This window comes from Lysinibacillus macroides, assembly GCF_001281525.1.
In the GTDB taxonomy this organism is placed as follows: Bacteria; Bacillota; Bacilli; order Bacillales_A; family Planococcaceae; genus Lysinibacillus; species Lysinibacillus macroides.
In genome coordinates this window covers 274289-293330 of the sequence record NZ_LGCI01000011.1, presented here as the reverse complement: position 1 = coordinate 293330, position 19042 = coordinate 274289, and the positions used below count along the sequence as shown (strand labels likewise).

Below are 19042 nucleotides of genomic sequence, written 5' to 3'. Positions count from 1 at the left end.
CCCTCTTTATTTTTAATTAAAACATTATGTATTACATACATATATTTTGTGCAATTACATACACCTTCATTTTAAATGAAAGCACTTAACATTTTCCAAAAATTTATATTATCAATAAGCTACAGCCCTCTTTTCTTAGAAAGCTGTAGCTAGAAAAGTTACTTCATACTACTTATCGTCATAGATGTCGCAACTTCAACCATTTCTTCTCGTGTTAATTTACTTGATGCTACAAAGAATGCAACACCATCTTTTTCCCAGCTAATGGACGTGTCTGTAATCGCACCGATTGTAAAGCCTAGGTCAACTGGATCACCAGATGTGGATACTGGTAGCATTGTGCTTTCCTTTGTCACTGGTTGCTGCATCACTGTAAATGGTTTCTCCCCATCAAATGTTAAAATAACGCGTTCCATTCCAGCTTCTTGAACGACTTTTTCATTTGATAATTGTGCCCAATTGACTACAGGATAATGTGTTTGGAACTCTTCATATTCTACCTCTGCACCAACTGCTTCTTGATCGTCTTGCTCTTGTTGCCCATCCTTTTCGGCTGGTGTAGCTTGTTCACCTTGTGTGTCATTCTGCTCTGTAAATTGTTCAACAGCGTACTCTTTTGCAGCATGTTGCACACCTAGCTTAACTTTTTTAAAGGTAATGCGAATTTGCTCTTCCTTCACATCATTCATAATGACAACAGAAGTTGGTAACAATGTTTTCTTATCTACCTTGATCACTTGGTGGGGCATACTATTTTTATAGCTATTTCTAGTAGCCGCTTCAAATATATATGCTTTTTCTTCCTCTTTCATGACAAGATTTTTATCTTCTGCTAAATCTTCTGCTAAAGCACCGATTAAATAAGCTTGACTATTTTTCTTTGGCCAATCACTTTGGAATTTATACATTTTATTTAGTGTTGGTGTGACAACAAAAACACCATCTGCATTACGCACAATCATTTGCGAAACATCTTTCCCACTTTCAACTACTTCCACCCGATAAAAATCAGGCTTCGTATGCCATACAGTAACATCATAATTTCTTGGCTCTCCACCAGATTTTATTTCCATCGAGGCATTTAACTCATACCCATTTGTCTCAGCCCATTTATCATTTACTTTCTTTAACACTTTTTCCTGTGAGGCTGCACCACATGCCGACAGAAGTAATATCGTACAAAGTAAGACGAGCCATTTAACTATACGGTTGCCCACGCTTTCACCCTTTCTTCTTTCAAATCCACTACGACAATATATGAACCGTATTTGTCAGTTATGTCATTTGAAGAAAAGGCAATATATTTATATTTACTAAGCAACCTGTTAGACAACTTCAGCATTATGTTAACAAAATTACTTGGGCAGCCGCATATTGCTTGGCGTGTGTAATACTAACAAAGCCATTGACAGGCGCTCCTTTAAAATATAAAACAGGATTCCCTGCCTCGCCTTTTAGTATTTCCATATCATGAAGCTTACATTGTGCCCCAATGCCAGTGCCCATTGCTTTTGAAAATGCTTCTTTTGCAGCAAATCGCCCTGCTAAAAATTCTATTTTGCGCGTTTCAGTATAACCATCAAATAAAAATTTTTCCCTCTCGCTTAAAATACGATCTTTAAATTTGACTGTACGTTTCATTGCCTTTGCAATACGGTCTATTTCCACAATATCGAGACCAATTCCTTTAATCATCTGACACCTTCTCCTTTACCTATTTCCAAAAAGGCATGTATAATAATTATAAATTGAGGTGGAGCCATGTTTAGAAGAACAGAAAATTTTAAGCAATACACAACGTATTATCCTGTTGTTTCAATGTTAATCGCAATCAATTTAATTCTTTATGTATTATCTATTGTACCTGGCATAGGGACACTATTATGGAATTATGGCATTCAAGCAAATTTTCTCATTCAAAGTGGTGAATGGTGGCGTGTATTTTCTGCAATGTTTTTACATGCTGGATTTCTACATGTATTTTTTAATATGTTTTCCTTGTTTCTCTTTGGACCAGAGCTTGAAAAAATCGCAGGCAAGGCACGTTTTATAACAATTTATTTAGTATCAGGTATTGTAGGTAACATGGCAACCTATGTATTCTATGATAGTGGTTATACGAGCCTTGGCGCAAGTGGGGCTATTTTCGGAATTTTTGGGGCATTTGGGGCACTCGTATATTATACACGACGTACAATGCCAATGCTGCGTAAGCTTATTTTACCCATCATTATTATTAGTCTAGTCATGACATTCCTTCAACCGAATGTGAACGTCTATGCACATTTAGGTGGTTTAGTAACAGGCTTTATTCTTGGGCTTATTTATTTACATCCAAAAAGAATTTTAAGCTGGCGTAAACAAAAAATGGCAGGTAGATAAAATGAATCTTCAATTAGTGAGGGTTTTGCACGTCTCCTACTGATTGGACGTTTCAGCTTTACCTTATATCCTACAGCCTATACCAAGCGCTATGCTTTCGGTGTAAAAAAGATTGTTAATATGGGATAAAAGGCGCCACCTATATGATTAATCAATCGTATAGGCGGCTTTTTTATTGATATTATAAAATAACCGTATCCTCATTAGTTGCTTTAATCTTTCTCCAGTCAGCTGCTGTTAAGCCATAGACAACTTGGTCTACATAATGATCATGAAGCCATTCCGCATCTCTTACTCGTCCTTCTTCATAGAAGCCTAAAACCTTTGGAATGGTACGGCTTCGAATATTGCCTACTGCTACACGGACTTCAATACGATTTAATTTTAAATAACTAAAGGCATACTCCATTAATGCTTTCATAGAGTTGGTCACAAGCCCCTTCCCCACAAATTCATTACCTAGCCAATAGCCAATGCTTGTCCATTTATGCTGCCAATTAATTTGATGGTAACCAATCACACCTGCAAGCTTGCCTTCATAATAAATCCCTGCTTGCAGGCCATTATTATCTGCATATTGCTGCATCGCATTTTTGACAAAGCGCTCTGTATCTTTTACTGTTTTGACGTCATCAACAAAAAGCAACCATTCACGTAAAGTCTCTCTTGTACGTTCTGTTAAAGCGAATAATTCTTCCACATCACTTAAATCCAATAGCTTTAAATAGGCATGTTCATGAATATCATATTTAAACAAATTCTCCACCCCTTTTGTTGTATTTATTCTATTATAAACATCATTTTCGTTTATTTATAGCTAAAAAAGCTAACCTTTCCATATAATTGAAAGGTTAGCTTTTATAATTTAATGTTCATACCAAGAAAAGATTGTTTCTGCATCTTGTTGCTCTAGGCTTGGCACAGTTCCTGTTGTGCCTGACATACCTGACATAACGGTTGCTTTAATAGACATAACATTTTTTCTTTTTTGAAAATAAGATTGTGTACTTTCGATGGACTGTATTCTTTTTTTCTCCATAATCAATGTAGTACGGCTAAATACACGGTACTGCATAGCAAGTTGTTTGCCATCGATTTGATAGCCTGCTGTTTTATGCTGCCAAACGCCCAGTAATATCGTCAGTGGAATTAACAGCAATGACAATAGTCCATATGGGTAGAGGAAATAGCTACATGCACCAATAACAGGAACAAGCCAGATAAAATCAACGCGATAGAAAAATGGCCTCGCTCTTTTTGGTGAGCGAACAAAAGCTGGGTGCCAATTCATTTCTGGGAAAAGCTGCTCTAATGTTTGTAGACAAGCCTGCCTCTTAATAAGTGGGAACAAGGTGATTTTTTTATCATTACCATTCTCCCCATTCCCTCCAGCACTTTCCACAACAACCGTTGCAAAGCCTGTTAATTGACGTAATGGATTTTCAACAATACGAATAGCCTGAATGCGATTTAACGGCAACGTAATGCGTTTTTTCTCCAAAAGCCCCTTTGTAATAATCAATTTCTCTTCCTCAATGCGAACTGTATAATCATAATAATTAATTAATGTAATCACTACAGAGACAACCCATGCTGCGATTAAAATAAACATTACCGTTAATGCTATTAAAAACACACCGACTTTTACAAAATCCGTAAGCTCATGAAAAACAGCCTCATACGGAATAATATCCGAAAACTGCGATATAACAGCAGCAAGTCCTGATAAGACAACACCTATTCCACCTGAAGTTGTCGCCAACACAAGTAAATCCTTTATAGCCATATGATAAATCATCGGTGTGGATACTGTTTCTTCCTTTATCACCTGCGTGGATTCCTGCTCCAGTTGCTGCTGAGCGTCTTCATTTTTAGCACGTCGCATTTCTAATTCAATTGCATCTGCTGCCGCTTTCCGAATGGCGGTAAGCTCTACCTCTGGCTTACCGCCCTTATTCCCTGCCGTTTCTACCTGAACTTTCACTAAACCAAAAATACGGTGAAAAATACCTTCATTGTAATTTAAGCTTTGAATGCGTTCAAAGGGAATATAGCGCTTCTTTTTTACAAACAAGCCATATTTAACGCGTAATTCACCGTCCTCAAACCAATAAACAAATGTCCGCCACTTAATAATACCTCCTATTAATGCAAGGAGTGCTGCTCCTCCCCATACACCGAAAAGAAGAATCGTCTGCCAAAAATGCTCGCTATGAAAATTCAATGAAAAATTAAAGCCATTACTTATAATAATAATAGCAATCGGTAGTATCATGCTCTTCAATGCTTTAAGGCTTGTAATAATAGCTGACACAGGATGCAAACGATTAATTTCTTTAGACATCATCTTCCGCCACCCTTGCTAACTCAGAGATTCGGGCACGAAGTCTATCTGCCTCGTCCATCACAAGTGCAGGTATTGTATGTACAGTTGCAGCAGTTGATATAGAAATATTACCTAAATCGTATTTTTTTAAGATTGGCCCCTGTGTCGTATCAACATGTTGCACTCGCACCATTGGTATAAGTGTACGCTTTACCACAAATAATCCATGCTGTACTTCAATCTCATGCTCACGTACCTCATAACGCCATCGCTCCCATCTTATTTTCGGAAAGATAAGCACCAATAATAGAATTCCCAGCACCACAATTGCAGCAGCTATCCAATAAATAAATGATGGCCATTCAAAATAATAAGTGCCGTAGCTAGCTAAGCCTGCCACAACTAATAGCGCCAAAGTTTGTATAACACCATATAAACGCCATACCGTTAACCCTTTACGGGAAATTTGATGAATTGGTTGTGCCCTCATTGTCGTTCCTCCTTCTCTCTCTTAGATATATACGGAAGCAGTTACCTTTTTGTTTCAACTATATCCGAAAAAAAAACCTTACAGCTATTATAACTGTAAGGTTTAAGACAGAAAGCTACATTTGTTTGAAATTAATCTTCATGACGTCTAGGAGAGCGAGAACGTCCTTGTCCACCCTCACGGCGGCCGCCCTCACGACGAGCACCATCACGACGACTATTATTACGGCGATCTCCACTACGAGTATTCTCACGACGGCCACCACCACTAAAGCTACGATTACCACCACGGCTACGATCATTGCTACGTTTATTTGAACGTTCACGACGCATTGGTAGTGGACGTTCTTCTGTAATCGTTACTGGTGTATCATCTGGTTCTTTCGTTAATGAACGAAGAGCAGCAGCCACAATATCAACTGCTTCATGATTTTCCAGTAGCTCAGCTGCAAACAAACGATAATCACCTAAGTTATTATTAGCAATAAGTCCTTCAAGTGTTTCTACAGCAAGGCGTTGTTGACCCTCTAATGCTTCATCAGTTGTTGGCGGACGAAGTGGTGTCATACGTTTTTTCGTAGTTTCTTCTACAATACGTAAGTAACCCATTTCACGCGGTGTGACAAATGTTACAGCAAGACCTGATTTTCCCGCACGACCTGTACGTCCGATACGGTGAACATAAGATTCAGGATCTTGAGGAATATCAAAGTTATAAACGTGTGTAACACCAGAAATATCAAGTCCACGAGCGGCTACATCCGTCGCAACAAGGATATCGATTTTATTTTCTTTAAATTGACGTAATACAGAGATACGCTTCGCCTGGCTTAAATCACCATGAATCCCTTCAGCTAAGTAACCACGAATGGATAGCGCCTGTGCAAGCTCATCCACACGACGTTTTGTACGGCCAAAAATAATGGCAAGCTCTGGTTGGTGAACGTTTAATAAACGAGATAAAACATCGAACTTTTCACGTTCAGCGGATTTCACGAAATATTGATCGATATTGTCAACTGTTAACTCTTTTGCTTTAATTTTTACGATTTCTGGATCACGCATAAATGTCTCTGCAATTTTGCGGATTGCTGGTGGCATTGTTGCTGAGAACAGTAATGTTTGACGCTCTGTAGGCACGTTTTCTAAAATTGCATTAATATCATCGATAAAGCCCATGTTTAACATTTCATCTGCTTCATCTAAGACTAATGTTTGTACATCTTCTAATTTTAATGTACGACGATTAATATGGTCAATAATACGCCCTGGTGTACCAACAATGATTTGTGGTCTATTTTTCAGTGCACGAATTTGGCGACCAATTTCTTGACCACCATAAACTGATAATAATTTTACACGTTTATCATAGCCAATTTTGTATAGCTCCTCAGAAACTTGAATCGCTAATTCACGCGTTGGCGCAATAACTAATGCTTGAATATTAGGGTTTTTTGGATCGATTTTTTCAATTAGTGGAATCCCGAAAGCGGCAGTTTTACCAGTACCTGTTTGTGCTTGACCGAGTACGTCACGGCCTTCAATCGCAAAACGAATAGTACCTTCTTGGATTGGTGTTGCTTCTTCAAATCCCATACGCTTTACTGAGCGTAATGTAGATTCGCTAATATTTAATTCTGAAAAATTTGTCAAACTTCTCAATCTCCTTTTTCCTTTTAAGTTGACAAATGGTTACATTTTCAGATGAAGTTGTCGGCAAATTCGAGCCTGTATAGTGGAACGTTTCCGTTACTTAACAATTTTCTCTATATGGTGTTTCACATAGAGCTCTCTTATATGAAAAGGAAAGCCCGGTCTTTACCGAGCGGTTTGATTCTGTCGTAATTATTCACTTTAGAATAAAACCGTTGTGTTCAAAAAAAAGTACTCTTCAACCAATTTATGAAGAGTCTTCGCACAAAATGTATCCATTGCTTACACTAGTCTAACACGGCTTTCAATCGTATGCAACGATAACGCATGAGTCGTAATAATCTGACTACTTTATTTCTTCCTTAAAAAGCATAAAGCTTGTGAAAACCATTGAAAACAATCTTTTTCAAAACATATATGATGCTTACCATTATCAGAAAAATACAAATCCTTATCAGTAGATGCCAATTGATCAAAAAGAAATTGTGCTGTGTGATAAGGTACTATGCCGTCTAATTTCCCTTGGACGATATAAACAGGAATTTGGATATGCTGATAATACGGCTCCACCATTCTAACGAGCTTCATAAATTCGATGGTTGATGCTAGGGGTACATTGTTAAACTTATGCTGATAACGCAAAAATAACTCATTATTTGCTAGGTTACGGTGATATGCCTCAGTAGCAAGCATTTTAAAATCCTTCACTAGCTGCTTAGGGCTCACATACTTAGCTGCAGCACTAAGTAAAACAAGCTTTGTTACTCGATAACGCTTTGCTAAATATAATGCAATAATACCGCCCATTGAAAAACCAACAACCATCACCTCATCTACCTTTTTAGCTAATGCTCGAAAAGCAAGCTCTGCATCCATTAACCAATGCCTCGCAGTAAAGCCATTCATATGTAATTTTTCTCCATGCCCTGACAATGTGGGCTCAACAATTAGCCAATCTGTATGCGTTCGCAAATATTTCGCGAAGGGCTCTACTTCATAAGGCCCCCCTGAAAACCCATGAATACAAAGGACACCCACTGACATTACATTCCCCTCGTTTCTATAGAAAAACTTGAAATAAAGATAAATAAATCGGTGAGCTTAGTATCCCACCGATTCATGATTATTTATGCTATAAATGCTTTTAAAATCGTTTCTAATTGCATACCACGTGAGCCCTTAAGTAAAACAATGGATGATTCATTCGCTTGTTTTAGTTTGTCAATAATAGCCGTATAATCATCTTCTACATACAATAAACGCTCTGCCCCAAAGCGCTCTTTTAATACTTTATAAAGATATGACATCCGAGGGCCAAACAAGCAGATGTAATCAATTTCACGCTCATTTATATGCGCTGCTAATCCTTCATGAAAACTTTGCTCATTTGGTCCAAGCTCCAGCATATCTCCTAACACCAGCCATTTTTCAGGTCGAATCGTTGATGTGGCTATAAATTGAATCGCCGCTTTAACCGAGGTTGGCGCAGCATTGTAGGCATCATTGATAAATAGGGCGCCATTCGTGCCGTTTACTTGTTGCATACGCATATCCGTCAATACCACATGCTCTAAGGATGTACGAATTTGCTCATTATTTAAACCTAGCTGATGCGCAATTAACATCGCCACTAATGTATTTTTCACTTGATGCTTGCCAAGCACTGAAATAAAGAAATCGCCCTCTATTACACCATGCGCTGTAAAACTACTTCCCTTCGTATTTGCATTAATATTTTCAGCATATAAAGGGTTACTTGGTTCTAAGCCAAACGCTAATGCGTTGAGCTGCGGGTTTTGTGCCACTAGCTCCTGCAGCAATGGCTCATCTCCATCATAGATTAGTAGACCCTTTGGCTGCATTCCTTGAATAATTTCAAACTTCGCCTTAGCAATGCCTGCACGTGATCCTAAATCCTGCATATGTGCCTCACCGATATTTGTAATAACTGTCATGTGAGGTTGAGCAAGCTTTGTTAAAAATTCAATTTCACCAAATCCACTCATACCCATTTCCAGCACAGCAATATCTGTATCCTCATCAAGTTGTAAAATGGTAATTGGTAAACCTAGCTGATTATTAAAGTTACCTATTGTTTTTTGTACTTTAAAAAATGGCGCAAGTGTTCCTGCTAAAATATCTTTTGTAGATGTTTTACCATTTGAGCCAGTAATCCCAATAAATTTTGCTTGATGCTCATGACGGTAAGCTCGTGCCATTTCTTGTAATGCTAATTCAGGATCATCCACAAATAATAATGGGAGGTCTTCTGGTGGATTTGGTTCATCTTTTTGCCACAAAGCAGCACCAGCTCCCTTCTCAAATGCCTGAACAACAAAGCGATGTCCATTTGCATGCTCTCCACGAAATGGTACAAACAGATCTCCCTGTTGAATTGTTCTTGTATCAATGGAAATTCCCGATACCACTGTATCACCAAAAGCTGACATATCCTCATCGAGCCATGCAGCTAATTGTTTTAATGTTTTTTTCACAATAATCCCACTCAGTCTTTTTTATAGTGAAGCTGTTGTTTTTCCTCATAACGTTCAATGGCTAATGTAATCAGACGATCAATCAATGCTGAATAACTCACATTTGTATGCTGCCATAATAATGGATACATACTAACAGGAGTAAAGCCTGGCATTGTATTCACCTCATTAATATAAATCTGGTGATCATCTGTCACAAAAAAGTCTGCACGAACTAGGCCACTACCATCAATTGCTTTAAACGCTCGCTTTGCCAATTCCTTTAAACTTGATACGGTTGCTACTGGAAGCTCTGCTGGAATAATCAGGGCTGTAGAGCCATCCTTATATTTCGAATCATAATCATAAAACTCTGTTACTGGTTTGATTTCACCTGGGACCGAAATTTCAGGATTGTCATTCCCTAAAACTGCCAATTCAATCTCGTGTGCAACAATCCCTTGTTCTATCACGATTTTACGATCATATTGCAAAGCAACCTTTATCGCTTCCACCAACTCATCTCGATTTGTGGCTTTACTAATCCCAACGCTTGAGCCTAGGTTTGCAGGCTTTACAAACATTGGCCAGTTTAATGCTTCTTCACAGCGCTCAATCACCGCCTGCTGGTCACTCTTCCATTCACTACGAATAAAGTACGTATAGGGCACCTGTGGTAAACCTGCAATTTCAAATAATTGCTTCATTACCACTTTATCCATACCAGCAGAAGATGCCAAAACACCATTTCCTACATACGGTAAATTTAATACTTCTAGTAAGCCCTGCACCGTTCCATCCTCACCATTTGTACCATGTAGTAATGGGAAAATAACGTCAAACTGTATCGCATTACCCTGTTTATCAATTAAAAAATCAGTAATATTATTTTCTAAAATAGTTGTAGGATCACCAAATTGTAATTCTTCAATAGTGCTGACAGGCTTTGCCAAACGCTCTCCACGTCGCCATTCCCCTTCAGGTGTAATGAAAATCGGATATACTTCATACACCTCGAAATTTAAGGCTCCAATAACTGCACGTGCTGTCGATAATGACACCTCATGCTCCGCTGACTTTCCACCGTATAATAAACCGATTCTTTTTTTCATGTTTTTGTGCCCTCCACATACTTCTTGAGTATTATTAGTTTATCATGAAATGTCTTGACAAATGACATAAAAATCTCACCGTAATTTTTTAAACGGTGAGATTTTTATATGTGCTTTACCTTGATTCAACCTCTATAGATAGTAAGATGAATGCACGTTTTCACTCTATTCAGATGGCTACATACATCAAGATAAAAGCTCTGGCAGATGTCACGGATTTTGTAGAGAGGCTTTTCGAGTGACCTCGAAAAAATCCGAACGAGAGTTAGCCAAGGCATAATTGATTAGATAATATAAATCAATTCATCGTACTTCGTTTTTAAAATCGTATTTAAGTCATCCCAAATTTCATCGAGAAAAGAATATTCAGACAGATTACGCACCTCTATTCCATAAGCTGCCTTTGGCTTTTCAATACGATACAACGATAATAATGCACCTTCCTTCGCAAAGGAGCGATAGGAACGCAAAAAGTCAGGTGAAATAGCAGGAATGCTTGATTTGACCTTTCGACGCCAAAAGCCCGTGCTCCGCTCCTTTTCACGAATCAAACTATTAAAAACATTTGCGACCAATACATCTGAATCACTTAAATGCCGAAAATAAATTTTAGTCATTTTCTCCGCTTCTGAAGAATAGTAGACAAATCTATTTTGTAATTTATTGAAAAATGGGGATGTAATGGGTTCCTTTTTATGACTTATGTAAAGCAACTCCCCTTGCTCCATTGGTGTTAAATGATCTAACCTTTTTTCATCCATAAAATCAACCCAGCATAACTGCTTAGACTCTGCTGATTTTTTGACAAAGTGAGGAACTTCTTCGTCCAATACATATTCGAACTGTGTATGCATATTAAAAGAACCATCGTCATAGGAATGCTTTAACAATAGTAAGTGATGCAGTGGTTCAAGTGCAGCTGCAAATTGCGAGAATTTTAATCCGCTAAAAATGACAAATTTATCGACCTCATTCATATGAACATACATATGATACATAAAATCATCAGCTGACTTTAATTTTTTAGCCACAGCCATCACCCCATTCTTCACTACATTATAAGTCTAAACACAGATTTTTGAAACATTTTATGTGAATTGTCGTCACAACTATATACGCAGGCATAAAAATGGTTTTTGCGTTATAATAGGAACGTTACACATGCACTTGCATACAAAGTTTTAGATTACTCAATGACCATAAGTAAACGTAGTATATTACAGTTACTTATATTGAGATACTATTTTAATTTAGGTGGCTTTTATGGAAAATAAACGAAATTTCGCAAATCGTTTTGACTGGACACTTGCTTTTATTCTTTTCACTTTTCTAGTCATTAGTTTGTTAGCTATTGCCTCTGCACAAACATCTGGTCAATATGGTATCAACTATGTACCTAAGCAAATACAATGGTATGTAATTGGTATCATTATTATTAGCATCGTCATGTTTTTTGAGCCTGAGCAATATAAAAAAATGTCATGGTATATGTATGGCGCAGGAATTGCCTTGTTAGTATTGCTTATTTTTATGCCTGAAGGGCCCAATCAGATTGGTCAACCTGTAAATGGGGCAAAAAGCTGGTATCATACACCCATTGGGAATATTCAGCCCTCTGAGTTTATGAAAACTTTTTATATCTTAGCACTTGCACGGCTTATTAGTAAGCATCACGAGGTCCATCCATTGCGTTCGGTTAAAACCGACTTCCTACTATTAGGAAAAATTGCTGTAACATTAATCGTACCATTGGCAATTATTTTGCAACAGCCTGACCTTGGTTCGGCACTAGTATTCTTTGCCATTACTGCCGCACTTATCATTGTAGCAGGCATCTCTTGGAAAATCATTTTACCAGTCTTTTTCGGTGGTGTTACAGCAGGTGGTGCACTCCTTTGGATGGCACTGTATATGCAGGATTTCTTAGAAACAACATTTGGCTTTAAAACATATCAATTTGCTCGAATTTATTCTTGGCTAGACCCATATTCATATTCCTCTAGCGATGGCTATCATTTAATAACGTCGTTAAATGCCATTGGCTCAGGTGAAATTTTTGGGAAGGGCTTTAGAAACCGTGAAGTATATGTTGCCGAAAACCATACTGATTTTATTTTTACAGTCATTGGTGAGGAATGGGGTTTTATTGGTGCAAGTATTGTTATTTGTATGTTCTTTTTATTGATTTATCATTTAACAAAAACAACACTTTTATTAAAAGACCCATTCTCAACATATGTATGTGCTGGTATTATCGCGATGATTACCTTCCATGTCTTCGAAAACATAGGAATGACGATTCAGTTACTGCCGATTACAGGTATTCCATTACCATTCATTAGCTATGGAGGAAGCTCATTGATGGGCAATGCCTTAGCTATCGGTCTTGTCTTTAGTATGCGATTCCACTATCGCACGTATATGTTTACAACCTATGATGATGATGAATAATTATAGAAAAAGGGAAATCTCTTTACTAATAAGAGACTTCCCTTTTCTATTGTAAACGAGTTAAGCTTGAACTTGCGGAGTCTGTGTTGGTGGTGTCAGCACTTTTAAAAGTTCTAGTCGAGACTTTGTTACAGTCGCTGTTACACCCAACTTAGATAAATTCGAAACAATCTTTTTCAAATCTACTTCTTTCGTCATACATTCCACCTCAATCTTTCCTCGATTTTATATAACGTATCATTTACAAAAAAGTTTCATTTTTTTACGAGTATGATGTCTGACAAATTTATCATACCATTTAACTCGCCTTTAAAATTTATCATTTTTGTTACAATGTAAATCTTTCATCCATACCCACAAACTTATACTACCCTGAATACTGCTCTTTTATGCCTCTTTAATGAATTTAGCTATGCTATTTACCCTTCCGTTCCTTGTAATAGTGAGAGCAAGAAGGGTAGAATAGACATATTGAAATTATTGTATGAAAGCAGGGAACTGTATGAAGAAGGCAATTTTATTGTTAATGTCTGTTCAATTCCTCGTTTATTTAGGGTTTGGTATTATTATACCTGTCTTACCAGAGGTGATTGTCCAGCAACATTGGGCCGATCTCCATGTTGGTGGTTTATTGACAGTATATTCGCTTGCAAGCTTTTTCACCGCTCCATTTTGGGGTATGCTATCCGATAAAATAGGACGTAAACAACTGATTTTAACAGGACTAATTGGCTTTAGTCTTAGCTTTGTTATTTTTTCATTATTTATAGATAATTTAGCTATTTTGTATGTTTCACGTATGATAGGTGGTTTATTTTCAGGAGCACTCTATACAGCTGTAACAGGCTTTATTGCAGATATGTCTAATGAGGAAAATCGCAATAAATATATGGGCTTTATGGGCATGTCCATTGGTCTCGGCTTTATTTTCGGACCCGCAATCGGAGGCATACTTGGTCACTATAGTCTGCAATTACCATTTATTACTTCTGCCTCATTAATTGCACTATTATTTATTTATGCAAGCTTCGTCCTAAAAGAACCTGATAAACGAAAAGATTCAAATAAACGTGCTATTGTACCACACGGCGCTGGAAAAATGCTGCAATACCGTGTGCGTTATTTATTTATGTTTTCCTTTTTAGTAACCTTTTTGTTGGCAGGTGTGGAGGCTACATTTCAATTATTTCAAATCGAGAAAATTCAAATTACACCATTACAAATTGGCTATTTATTTATGTTTAGTGGCTTTGTAGATGCAGCCATTCAAGGGGGCGTCGTTCGGCGAATAAAAAATGGCAGCGAGACAGCTTGGCTAATCGGTGCACAAATTATTACAGCTATTGGAATGCTGTTATTTACACTAACAACAAGCCTATTGATAGCTGGACTAGCCCTGTGTATCTTTACAGCTGGAAATGCACTTGCTCGAACTTGTGTTGTATCACTCTCTTCAAAAGAATCAGGCGGACAATATGGCACAGCAGCAGGACTATCTTATTCAATGGACAACCTAGGGCGTATTCTTGGTCCGTTATTTTTCACTTGGCTATTTACAGTACAAACAAACCTTGGTTACTACATATCAGCAGCCATCGCTATTTTTTCTATAAGCCTTATTTATCTCTATAAAGCTTCCCGAAAATCTTTGCGTTTTGAAGAAGTGCAAGATTGAAGAAATAGCGAATAGCTTCTTTCCTTATTTAAAGTAGGCTATACTTATATGTTGTGAAATACAGTAAAGGCAGGTATAGGAATGAGCATTTTTACAGATGTACAATATTTAGTACCGTTAATTTCGCTTTTTAATATTTTAGCAGCCCTGACCATTATTTTTTTAGAACGTAAAGATGCTACCTCTACATGGGCATGGATTCTCGTACTATTTTTCTTACCGCTAGCTGGATTTGTTTTGTATTTATTACTGGGGAGACAACTACGAAAAAAGCACTTATTTCGTTGGGAAGGACGTAAGGATATCGGGATTGATAACCTTATTAGCTATCAAACGGAAGCGATTCGAGAAGAATCGTTTGAATTCCGCATTGCTAATGCTGAGAATTATCGAGAAATGATTTATATGCATCTGAAAACAAATAACGCTGTCTTAACACAGGACAATCATCTCGATATTTTTGATGATGGAGCCAATAAATTCGAACAGCTTCTAAAAGATATTGAAACATCCAAAGACCATATCCATATTCAGTATTATATTTTCCGTCTCGATGACCTAGGAACACGTATTGTCAATGCCCTTATAAAAAAGGCAAAACAAGGCGTGAAGGTACGCCTTCTGTACGATGAAATGGGCTCACGTAATGTAAAAAAGCGCCATTTTAAAGAATTAATAAATGCTGGTGGTGAAGTAGAAGTATTTTTCCCATCTATTTTCCCTCTTCTTAATCCCCGCCTTAATTTTAGAAATCACCGGAAAATTGTTGTCATTGATGGTCGAATTGGCTATATTGGGGGCTTTAATGTTGGTGATGAATATCTAGGCTTACAAAAGAAATTTGGTTACTGGAGGGATACACATTTGCGTATCGAAGGTAGTGCTGTCCATCCGTTACAAACACGCTTTTTATTAGACTGGAATCAAGCAAGTGCCCATCAGAAAATGGGTTACTCAGATCGCTACTTCCCTGTTATTCCGAAAAAAGGGAATGTAGGCCTACAAATTGTCTCCAGTGGGCCAGATTCTGACTGGGAACAAATTAAAATCGGTTACTTAAAGCTCATTAATATGGCACAAAAATATATTTATATTCAAACGCCTTATTTTATTCCAGATATAAGTTTTTTAGATGCTATTAAAATTGCTACATTATCAGGTATCGATGTCCGCATTATGATTCCTAATAAACCTGACCATATGTTTGTTTATTGGGCTACTTATTCTTACGTAGGGCAGTTGTTACGGGCAGGCGCAAAAGTTTATATCTATGAAAAAGGCTTTATTCATGCCAAAACGATTATTATTGATGATGAAGCATCAACCGTTGGCACAGCGAATATTGATGTCCGAAGCTTTAGCCTAAACTTTGAAGTCAATGCCTTTATTTATGATGCTACTATCTCGCATCAACTTGCTGAGCTATTTGAAAAGGATATTTTTGATTGTACAGAGTTAACATGGGAGATGTACAAAAATCGTTCATCTCTTATTAAATTTAAAGAATCTATTTCGCGTTTATTAACACCTATTTTATAAAGGAAAGAAGGGAAGAGAGCCACACGCTCCTCTTCCCTTCTTTTATTTCACACCTAAATACTCTTCTAATGTAATATTTTTCGTAGTAATTTCTTTTGCGATGTCCTTGCCAACATAACGATAATGCCATGATTCATACATATAGCCTGTGATACCCTCTTTATTTTGTGGGAATCGTAAAATAAAGCCATACTCTGGTGCATGTGCAAATAACCATTGCCCTGCTGGTGTTTCGCCAAATTCCTCTGTTAACCATAAATCCTCTTTACCACGCTCTCCAATATCAAACGCCAGACCTGTTTGGTGTTCTGAATAACCAGGTCGAGCACTATAACGATCTGCTGCTGCTTGTCCATCACGCTGCACATAATTGTTATATAAGGTTGTTTGATATTCAAACGAACGATAACCACTAAAGGCAACCAAATCAAAGCCCTGTTGCTTGGCAGCCGCTAACATTTGATCTAATGCTTGCTTTGCTTCCGGATTTTCACCAGGTGCAAAGGTAGAGGGCAGCGGATAAATTTTATTTGCTAATAAAATATCATTGATATATGTCGGCTCTGTTGGTAGCTCTTGATTTGGCAAATAACCATTTTCATCTGGTTGCTGCTCTGGCTTAGTAGGATTTTCAGGTGTATTTTCTGGCTCATCTGTTGTTGATGCTTCATGTGATTCGTTTGGTTCTGTTATTTTAGGTTGCTCATTCAATGCAATATTTGCTTGATTATTTTTATAGTTATACACTACAAAAATAGCTACGATTAATGCCATGGAAATAAAAGCACCAATGATAAGTGGAAGATGTTTATTTTTCACTATTTATGCCCCTTTTAAAAATATCAGGTACGAAAAGGATGATTGGCTCACCGCATAGCAAGAATCCCATCCACACCTGTTCTACTCTTATTTTAACACTGTTCACATTTTTAGGTGTAAATTCCTACATAAATATTTAAACTAGTTTGTAAAAATAATAATCAATACGACAATAGACGCAATCGAGAAAAAGATTGCCATATATTTCATCCACTTTGCCTCTTTTATATAACCCTGCTCTTCAAAGCTTTTTGCTCGAAACCCATTCGATAGCGCAAACATGATCGTCATGGCTAGTACAGCAAAATTAAAATTCCCTATTATAATAAAGACAAGTGCAATAATACTAAAAATTGCCACTAAAATTGATGATAGCCATTTTCTGTTTAGCATGGTGACCTCCTAAAAAAATCGAGGCAACAGAGGCGCCTCGACATAATAACTAATTTATGATGTTGCTTTTTCGGGATGCTCCGAATAATATTTACGTCCAATATATGTTTGAATAATTAGCAATGCACCGCTGACAGACCAATACAGAGGGAGTGCAGCCATAGAAGACATTGAGATAAAGACAATCATAATTGGTGAAATATAAATAAACATTTTCATTTGAGCCTTTTGTTGCTCTGGTACTGTCCACAATGATACACGTGCTTGAACAAGGTAAACAATCCCTGCAATAATCGTCATCGTAATATCAGGCGATCCTAAACTAAACCATAAAAACTCATGTGATTTCACATCCGCAGAATATAAAATCGAGAAATAAAGACCCATAATAATTGGCATTTGAATTAACATCGGTAAACAGCCCATATTCAATGGATTAATGCCATGCTTTTGATAAAGAGCCATCATTTCTTGTTGGTACTGCGTTTGCTCTTCTTTCGTCTTCGCTTCTTTCATTTTTTTCTGAACAGCTTCCATCTCAGGCTTAAATGCGTCCATTTTTGTTTTCATTACTTGTTGCTGGCGATAGTTTTTTAACATAATCGGCATTAGCACTAAACGAATTAGCACTGTGATCGCAATGATTGCTAAACCATAGCTTCCTGAAAAAATATCATGACCAAAAAATTCTAATAAAAACTCCATAGGTTTTACAAAGATACTATAGAAAAAACCTTCTTTGTTTTCCACAGCTTGACAGCCGCTAAGAACAAAAACAGCAAGCCCAAGCATTGAAAATAACTTCATATTTTTCATTTTTCCACCTACTATTATTTATCAACTACTGTGAAGTATACCTTATAGGTTCTAACTTTATCAAATAGCAAGTGCTACTATTTCCCTTTGTCAATGATTCCATATTCTATGAGCAAAAAAGATGCGAGCCTTAGCATTGCTAATCCATTCGCATCTTTTTCGTTTTTATGTTTAAGAATTATACATTTTGTAACTCTGCCTCCGTCATTTCAAAACGATAAAACTCATGGTGAAGCTCATCTCTAAAATGCTTAGGGGTAACACCTGTATATTTTTTGAAGATACGTGTAAAATAGCTTTGATTACAGAAGTGGAATTGGTCAGAAATAGAAGTAATGCTTTTGTTTGTATGTCGTAGGTAGTATTGTGATTCTTCTACACGTCGGACATTTAGATATTCAACAAGTGTAATACCTACATGCTCCCTAAAAATACGTGATAAGTGACTAGGGTACTGTCAATATTTTTGTGTAAATGACGATTCACCCGTTCAAGGGAACTCATCACCTGTGTATTCAATTGTACTTGTTCGAAGTGTTGATTTGAGTGTGTAGGAAAGGGCTAGCCCTTTCCTACACACTCAAATTTCGCGCTGGCGCGTCCCGGTCTAGTTTGCCGGTTCGTGCAGCTGCTCAAACATTTCTTCTAGCTTTGCACGGGCCTGATTGAAGCCGATGTGGCAGCGTGTGGCGAAACGTTGATTATAGTCTTCGAACTGCGTCACTAAAAAGCGCTCCAACGATTCTTCGTTCGGGAACTGTTCCTTGCGCTTTGTATATTTTTTGATTTGCTTATTGAACGACTCGATTAAATTCGTCGAGTAGATGCTTCGCCAAATCGCCTTGGGAAAGCCGTAAAACGTCAGTAAATACGGGTTTTCGAGTAAGCCTTGTGCGACTTTTTTATACGATTT

The 19042-nt window shown here is 37.4% G+C and carries 19 protein-coding genes and 1 pseudogene; 4 read left to right on the top strand and 16 right to left on the bottom strand.

The features are described 5' to 3' along the window. Positions 1 to 158: 158 nt before the first annotated feature. Together ADM90_RS21770 and acpS are read right to left on the bottom strand one after the other, a co-directional pair. On the bottom strand, positions 159 to 1217 hold the full coding sequence (locus tag ADM90_RS21770) for a LolA family protein (RefSeq protein ID WP_053996965.1): 1059 nt from the start codon (positions 1215 to 1217) through the stop codon (positions 159 to 161). 124 nt (positions 1218 to 1341) lie between these two features. Next, complete coding sequence (gene acpS / locus ADM90_RS21765; RefSeq protein WP_053996964.1) at positions 1342 to 1695, bottom strand: holo-ACP synthase; 354 nt, start codon at positions 1693 to 1695, stop codon at positions 1342 to 1344. 66 nt (positions 1696 to 1761) lie between these two features. On the opposite strand from acpS, the gene ADM90_RS21760 reads away from it, so the two are divergent. Beyond that, positions 1762 to 2382 carry a rhomboid family intramembrane serine protease gene (locus tag ADM90_RS21760; protein ID WP_053996963.1) on the top strand — a complete coding sequence of 207 codons (621 nt, stop codon included), beginning with the start codon at positions 1762 to 1764 and terminating at the stop codon, positions 2380 to 2382. A gap of 181 nt (positions 2383 to 2563) precedes the next feature. Here the strand turns inward: ADM90_RS21760 and ADM90_RS21755 are convergent, their stop codons facing one another. From ADM90_RS21755 to ADM90_RS21720, 8 genes are all read right to left on the bottom strand, one after another. Then, complete coding sequence (locus ADM90_RS21755; RefSeq protein ID WP_053996962.1) at positions 2564 to 3139, bottom strand: GNAT family N-acetyltransferase; 576 nt, start codon at positions 3137 to 3139, stop codon at positions 2564 to 2566. Positions 3140 to 3247: 108 nt separating this feature from the next. Next, positions 3248 to 4726 carry a PH domain-containing protein gene (locus tag ADM90_RS21750; RefSeq protein WP_053996961.1) on the bottom strand — a complete coding sequence of 493 codons (1479 nt, stop codon included), beginning with the start codon at positions 4724 to 4726 and terminating at the stop codon, positions 3248 to 3250. Continuing rightward, entirely contained in the window at positions 4719 to 5198 is a 480-nt protein-coding gene (locus tag ADM90_RS21745; RefSeq protein ID WP_053996960.1) for a PH domain-containing protein, read from the bottom strand. Before ADM90_RS21745 ends, ADM90_RS21750 begins: the two co-directional genes overlap by 8 nt. Before the next feature lie 131 nt (positions 5199 to 5329). Further along, positions 5330 to 6850 (bottom strand): DEAD/DEAH box helicase, encoded by a 1521-nt coding sequence (locus ADM90_RS21740; protein WP_053996959.1) that lies wholly within the window; start codon positions 6848 to 6850, stop codon positions 5330 to 5332. A 351-nt stretch (positions 6851 to 7201) separates the two neighbouring features. Continuing rightward, entirely contained in the window at positions 7202 to 7894 is a 693-nt protein-coding gene (locus tag ADM90_RS21735; protein WP_053996958.1) for an alpha/beta hydrolase, read from the bottom strand. 83 nt (positions 7895 to 7977) lie between these two features. Further along, entirely contained in the window at positions 7978 to 9345 is a 1368-nt protein-coding gene (locus ADM90_RS21730) for a UDP-N-acetylmuramoyl-tripeptide--D-alanyl-D-alanine ligase (RefSeq protein WP_053996957.1), read from the bottom strand. A gap of 11 nt (positions 9346 to 9356) precedes the next feature. Then, entirely contained in the window at positions 9357 to 10436 is a 1080-nt protein-coding gene (locus tag ADM90_RS21725) for a D-alanine--D-alanine ligase (protein WP_053996956.1), read from the bottom strand. A gap of 284 nt (positions 10437 to 10720) precedes the next feature. Next, positions 10721 to 11473 (bottom strand): hypothetical protein, encoded by a 753-nt coding sequence (locus tag ADM90_RS21720; RefSeq protein WP_053996955.1) that lies wholly within the window; start codon positions 11471 to 11473, stop codon positions 10721 to 10723. A 226-nt stretch (positions 11474 to 11699) separates the two neighbouring features. Here ADM90_RS21720 and ADM90_RS21715 point away from each other — a divergent pair, with 226 nt between their 5' ends. Further along, complete coding sequence (locus ADM90_RS21715; RefSeq protein ID WP_053996954.1) at positions 11700 to 12887, top strand: FtsW/RodA/SpoVE family cell cycle protein; 1188 nt, start codon at positions 11700 to 11702, stop codon at positions 12885 to 12887. A 60-nt stretch (positions 12888 to 12947) separates the two neighbouring features. Here the strand turns inward: ADM90_RS21715 and ADM90_RS24755 are convergent, their stop codons facing one another. Further along, on the bottom strand, positions 12948 to 13085 hold the full coding sequence (locus ADM90_RS24755; RefSeq protein ID WP_004232019.1) for an Lmo0850 family protein: 138 nt from the start codon (positions 13083 to 13085) through the stop codon (positions 12948 to 12950). Positions 13086 to 13389: 304 nt separating this feature from the next. On the opposite strand from ADM90_RS24755, the gene ADM90_RS21710 reads away from it, so the two are divergent. After that, positions 13390 to 14562, top strand: a complete 1173-nt coding sequence (locus ADM90_RS21710) for an MFS transporter (RefSeq protein ID WP_053996953.1) — start codon at positions 13390 to 13392, stop codon at positions 14560 to 14562. A gap of 81 nt (positions 14563 to 14643) precedes the next feature. Further along, the gene (gene cls, locus ADM90_RS21705) at positions 14644 to 16101 is read left to right on the top strand and encodes a cardiolipin synthase (RefSeq protein ID WP_053996952.1); all 1458 of its coding nucleotides are present in this window, start codon (positions 14644 to 14646) and stop codon (positions 16099 to 16101) included. Positions 16102 to 16143: 42 nt separating this feature from the next. On the opposite strand, the gene ADM90_RS21700 is transcribed toward cls, so the two are convergent. From ADM90_RS21700 to ADM90_RS21685, 5 genes and pseudogenes are all read right to left on the bottom strand, one after another. Continuing rightward, the gene (locus ADM90_RS21700; protein ID WP_053996951.1) at positions 16144 to 16920 is read right to left on the bottom strand and encodes a M15 family metallopeptidase; all 777 of its coding nucleotides are present in this window, start codon (positions 16918 to 16920) and stop codon (positions 16144 to 16146) included. A gap of 141 nt (positions 16921 to 17061) precedes the next feature. Then, positions 17062 to 17313 (bottom strand): hypothetical protein, encoded by a 252-nt coding sequence (locus ADM90_RS21695; protein ID WP_053996950.1) that lies wholly within the window; start codon positions 17311 to 17313, stop codon positions 17062 to 17064. Positions 17314 to 17367: 54 nt separating this feature from the next. Further along, a complete protein-coding gene (gene yidC / locus ADM90_RS21690) occupies positions 17368 to 18129 on the bottom strand; it encodes a membrane protein insertase YidC (RefSeq protein WP_053996949.1) in 762 nt (253 codons plus the stop codon). Between the two features lie 178 nt (positions 18130 to 18307). Continuing rightward, a pseudogene (locus ADM90_RS24100) lies at positions 18308 to 18577 on the bottom strand (helix-turn-helix transcriptional regulator); the annotation flags it as partial. Positions 18578 to 18736: 159 nt separating this feature from the next. Beyond that, on the bottom strand, positions 18737 to 19042 hold a 306-nt coding region (locus ADM90_RS21685), incomplete at its 5' end, for a transposase (RefSeq protein WP_200908581.1).

Excerpts from the sequence above, each read along its gene's own strand:
- acpS (WP_053996964.1), bottom strand. The coding sequence starts at position 1,695 with ATGATTAAAGGAATTGGTCTCGATATTGTGGAAATAGACCGTATTGCA.
- ADM90_RS21760 (WP_053996963.1), top strand. The coding sequence starts at position 1,762 with ATGTTTAGAAGAACAGAAAATTTTAAGCAATACACAACGTATTATCCT.
- ADM90_RS21750 (WP_053996961.1), bottom strand. The coding sequence starts at position 4,726 with ATGTCTAAAGAAATTAATCGTTTGCATCCTGTGTCAGCTATTATTACA.
- ADM90_RS21745 (WP_053996960.1), bottom strand. The coding sequence starts at position 5,198 with ATGAGGGCACAACCAATTCATCAAATTTCCCGTAAAGGGTTAACGGTA.
- ADM90_RS21735 (WP_053996958.1), bottom strand. The coding sequence starts at position 7,894 with ATGTCAGTGGGTGTCCTTTGTATTCATGGGTTTTCAGGGGGGCCTTAT.
- ADM90_RS21725 (WP_053996956.1), bottom strand. The coding sequence starts at position 10,436 with ATGAAAAAAAGAATCGGTTTATTATACGGTGGAAAGTCAGCGGAGCAT.
- ADM90_RS21720 (WP_053996955.1), bottom strand. The coding sequence starts at position 11,473 with ATGGCTGTGGCTAAAAAATTAAAGTCAGCTGATGATTTTATGTATCAT.
- ADM90_RS21715 (WP_053996954.1), top strand. The coding sequence starts at position 11,700 with ATGGAAAATAAACGAAATTTCGCAAATCGTTTTGACTGGACACTTGCT.
- ADM90_RS24755 (WP_004232019.1), bottom strand. The coding sequence starts at position 13,085 with ATGACGAAAGAAGTAGATTTGAAAAAGATTGTTTCGAATTTATCTAAG.
- ADM90_RS21710 (WP_053996953.1), top strand. The coding sequence starts at position 13,390 with ATGAAGAAGGCAATTTTATTGTTAATGTCTGTTCAATTCCTCGTTTAT.
- cls (WP_053996952.1), top strand. The coding sequence starts at position 14,644 with ATGAGCATTTTTACAGATGTACAATATTTAGTACCGTTAATTTCGCTT.
- ADM90_RS21695 (WP_053996950.1), bottom strand. The coding sequence starts at position 17,313 with ATGCTAAACAGAAAATGGCTATCATCAATTTTAGTGGCAATTTTTAGT.
- yidC (WP_053996949.1), bottom strand. The coding sequence starts at position 18,129 with ATGAAAAATATGAAGTTATTTTCAATGCTTGGGCTTGCTGTTTTTGTT.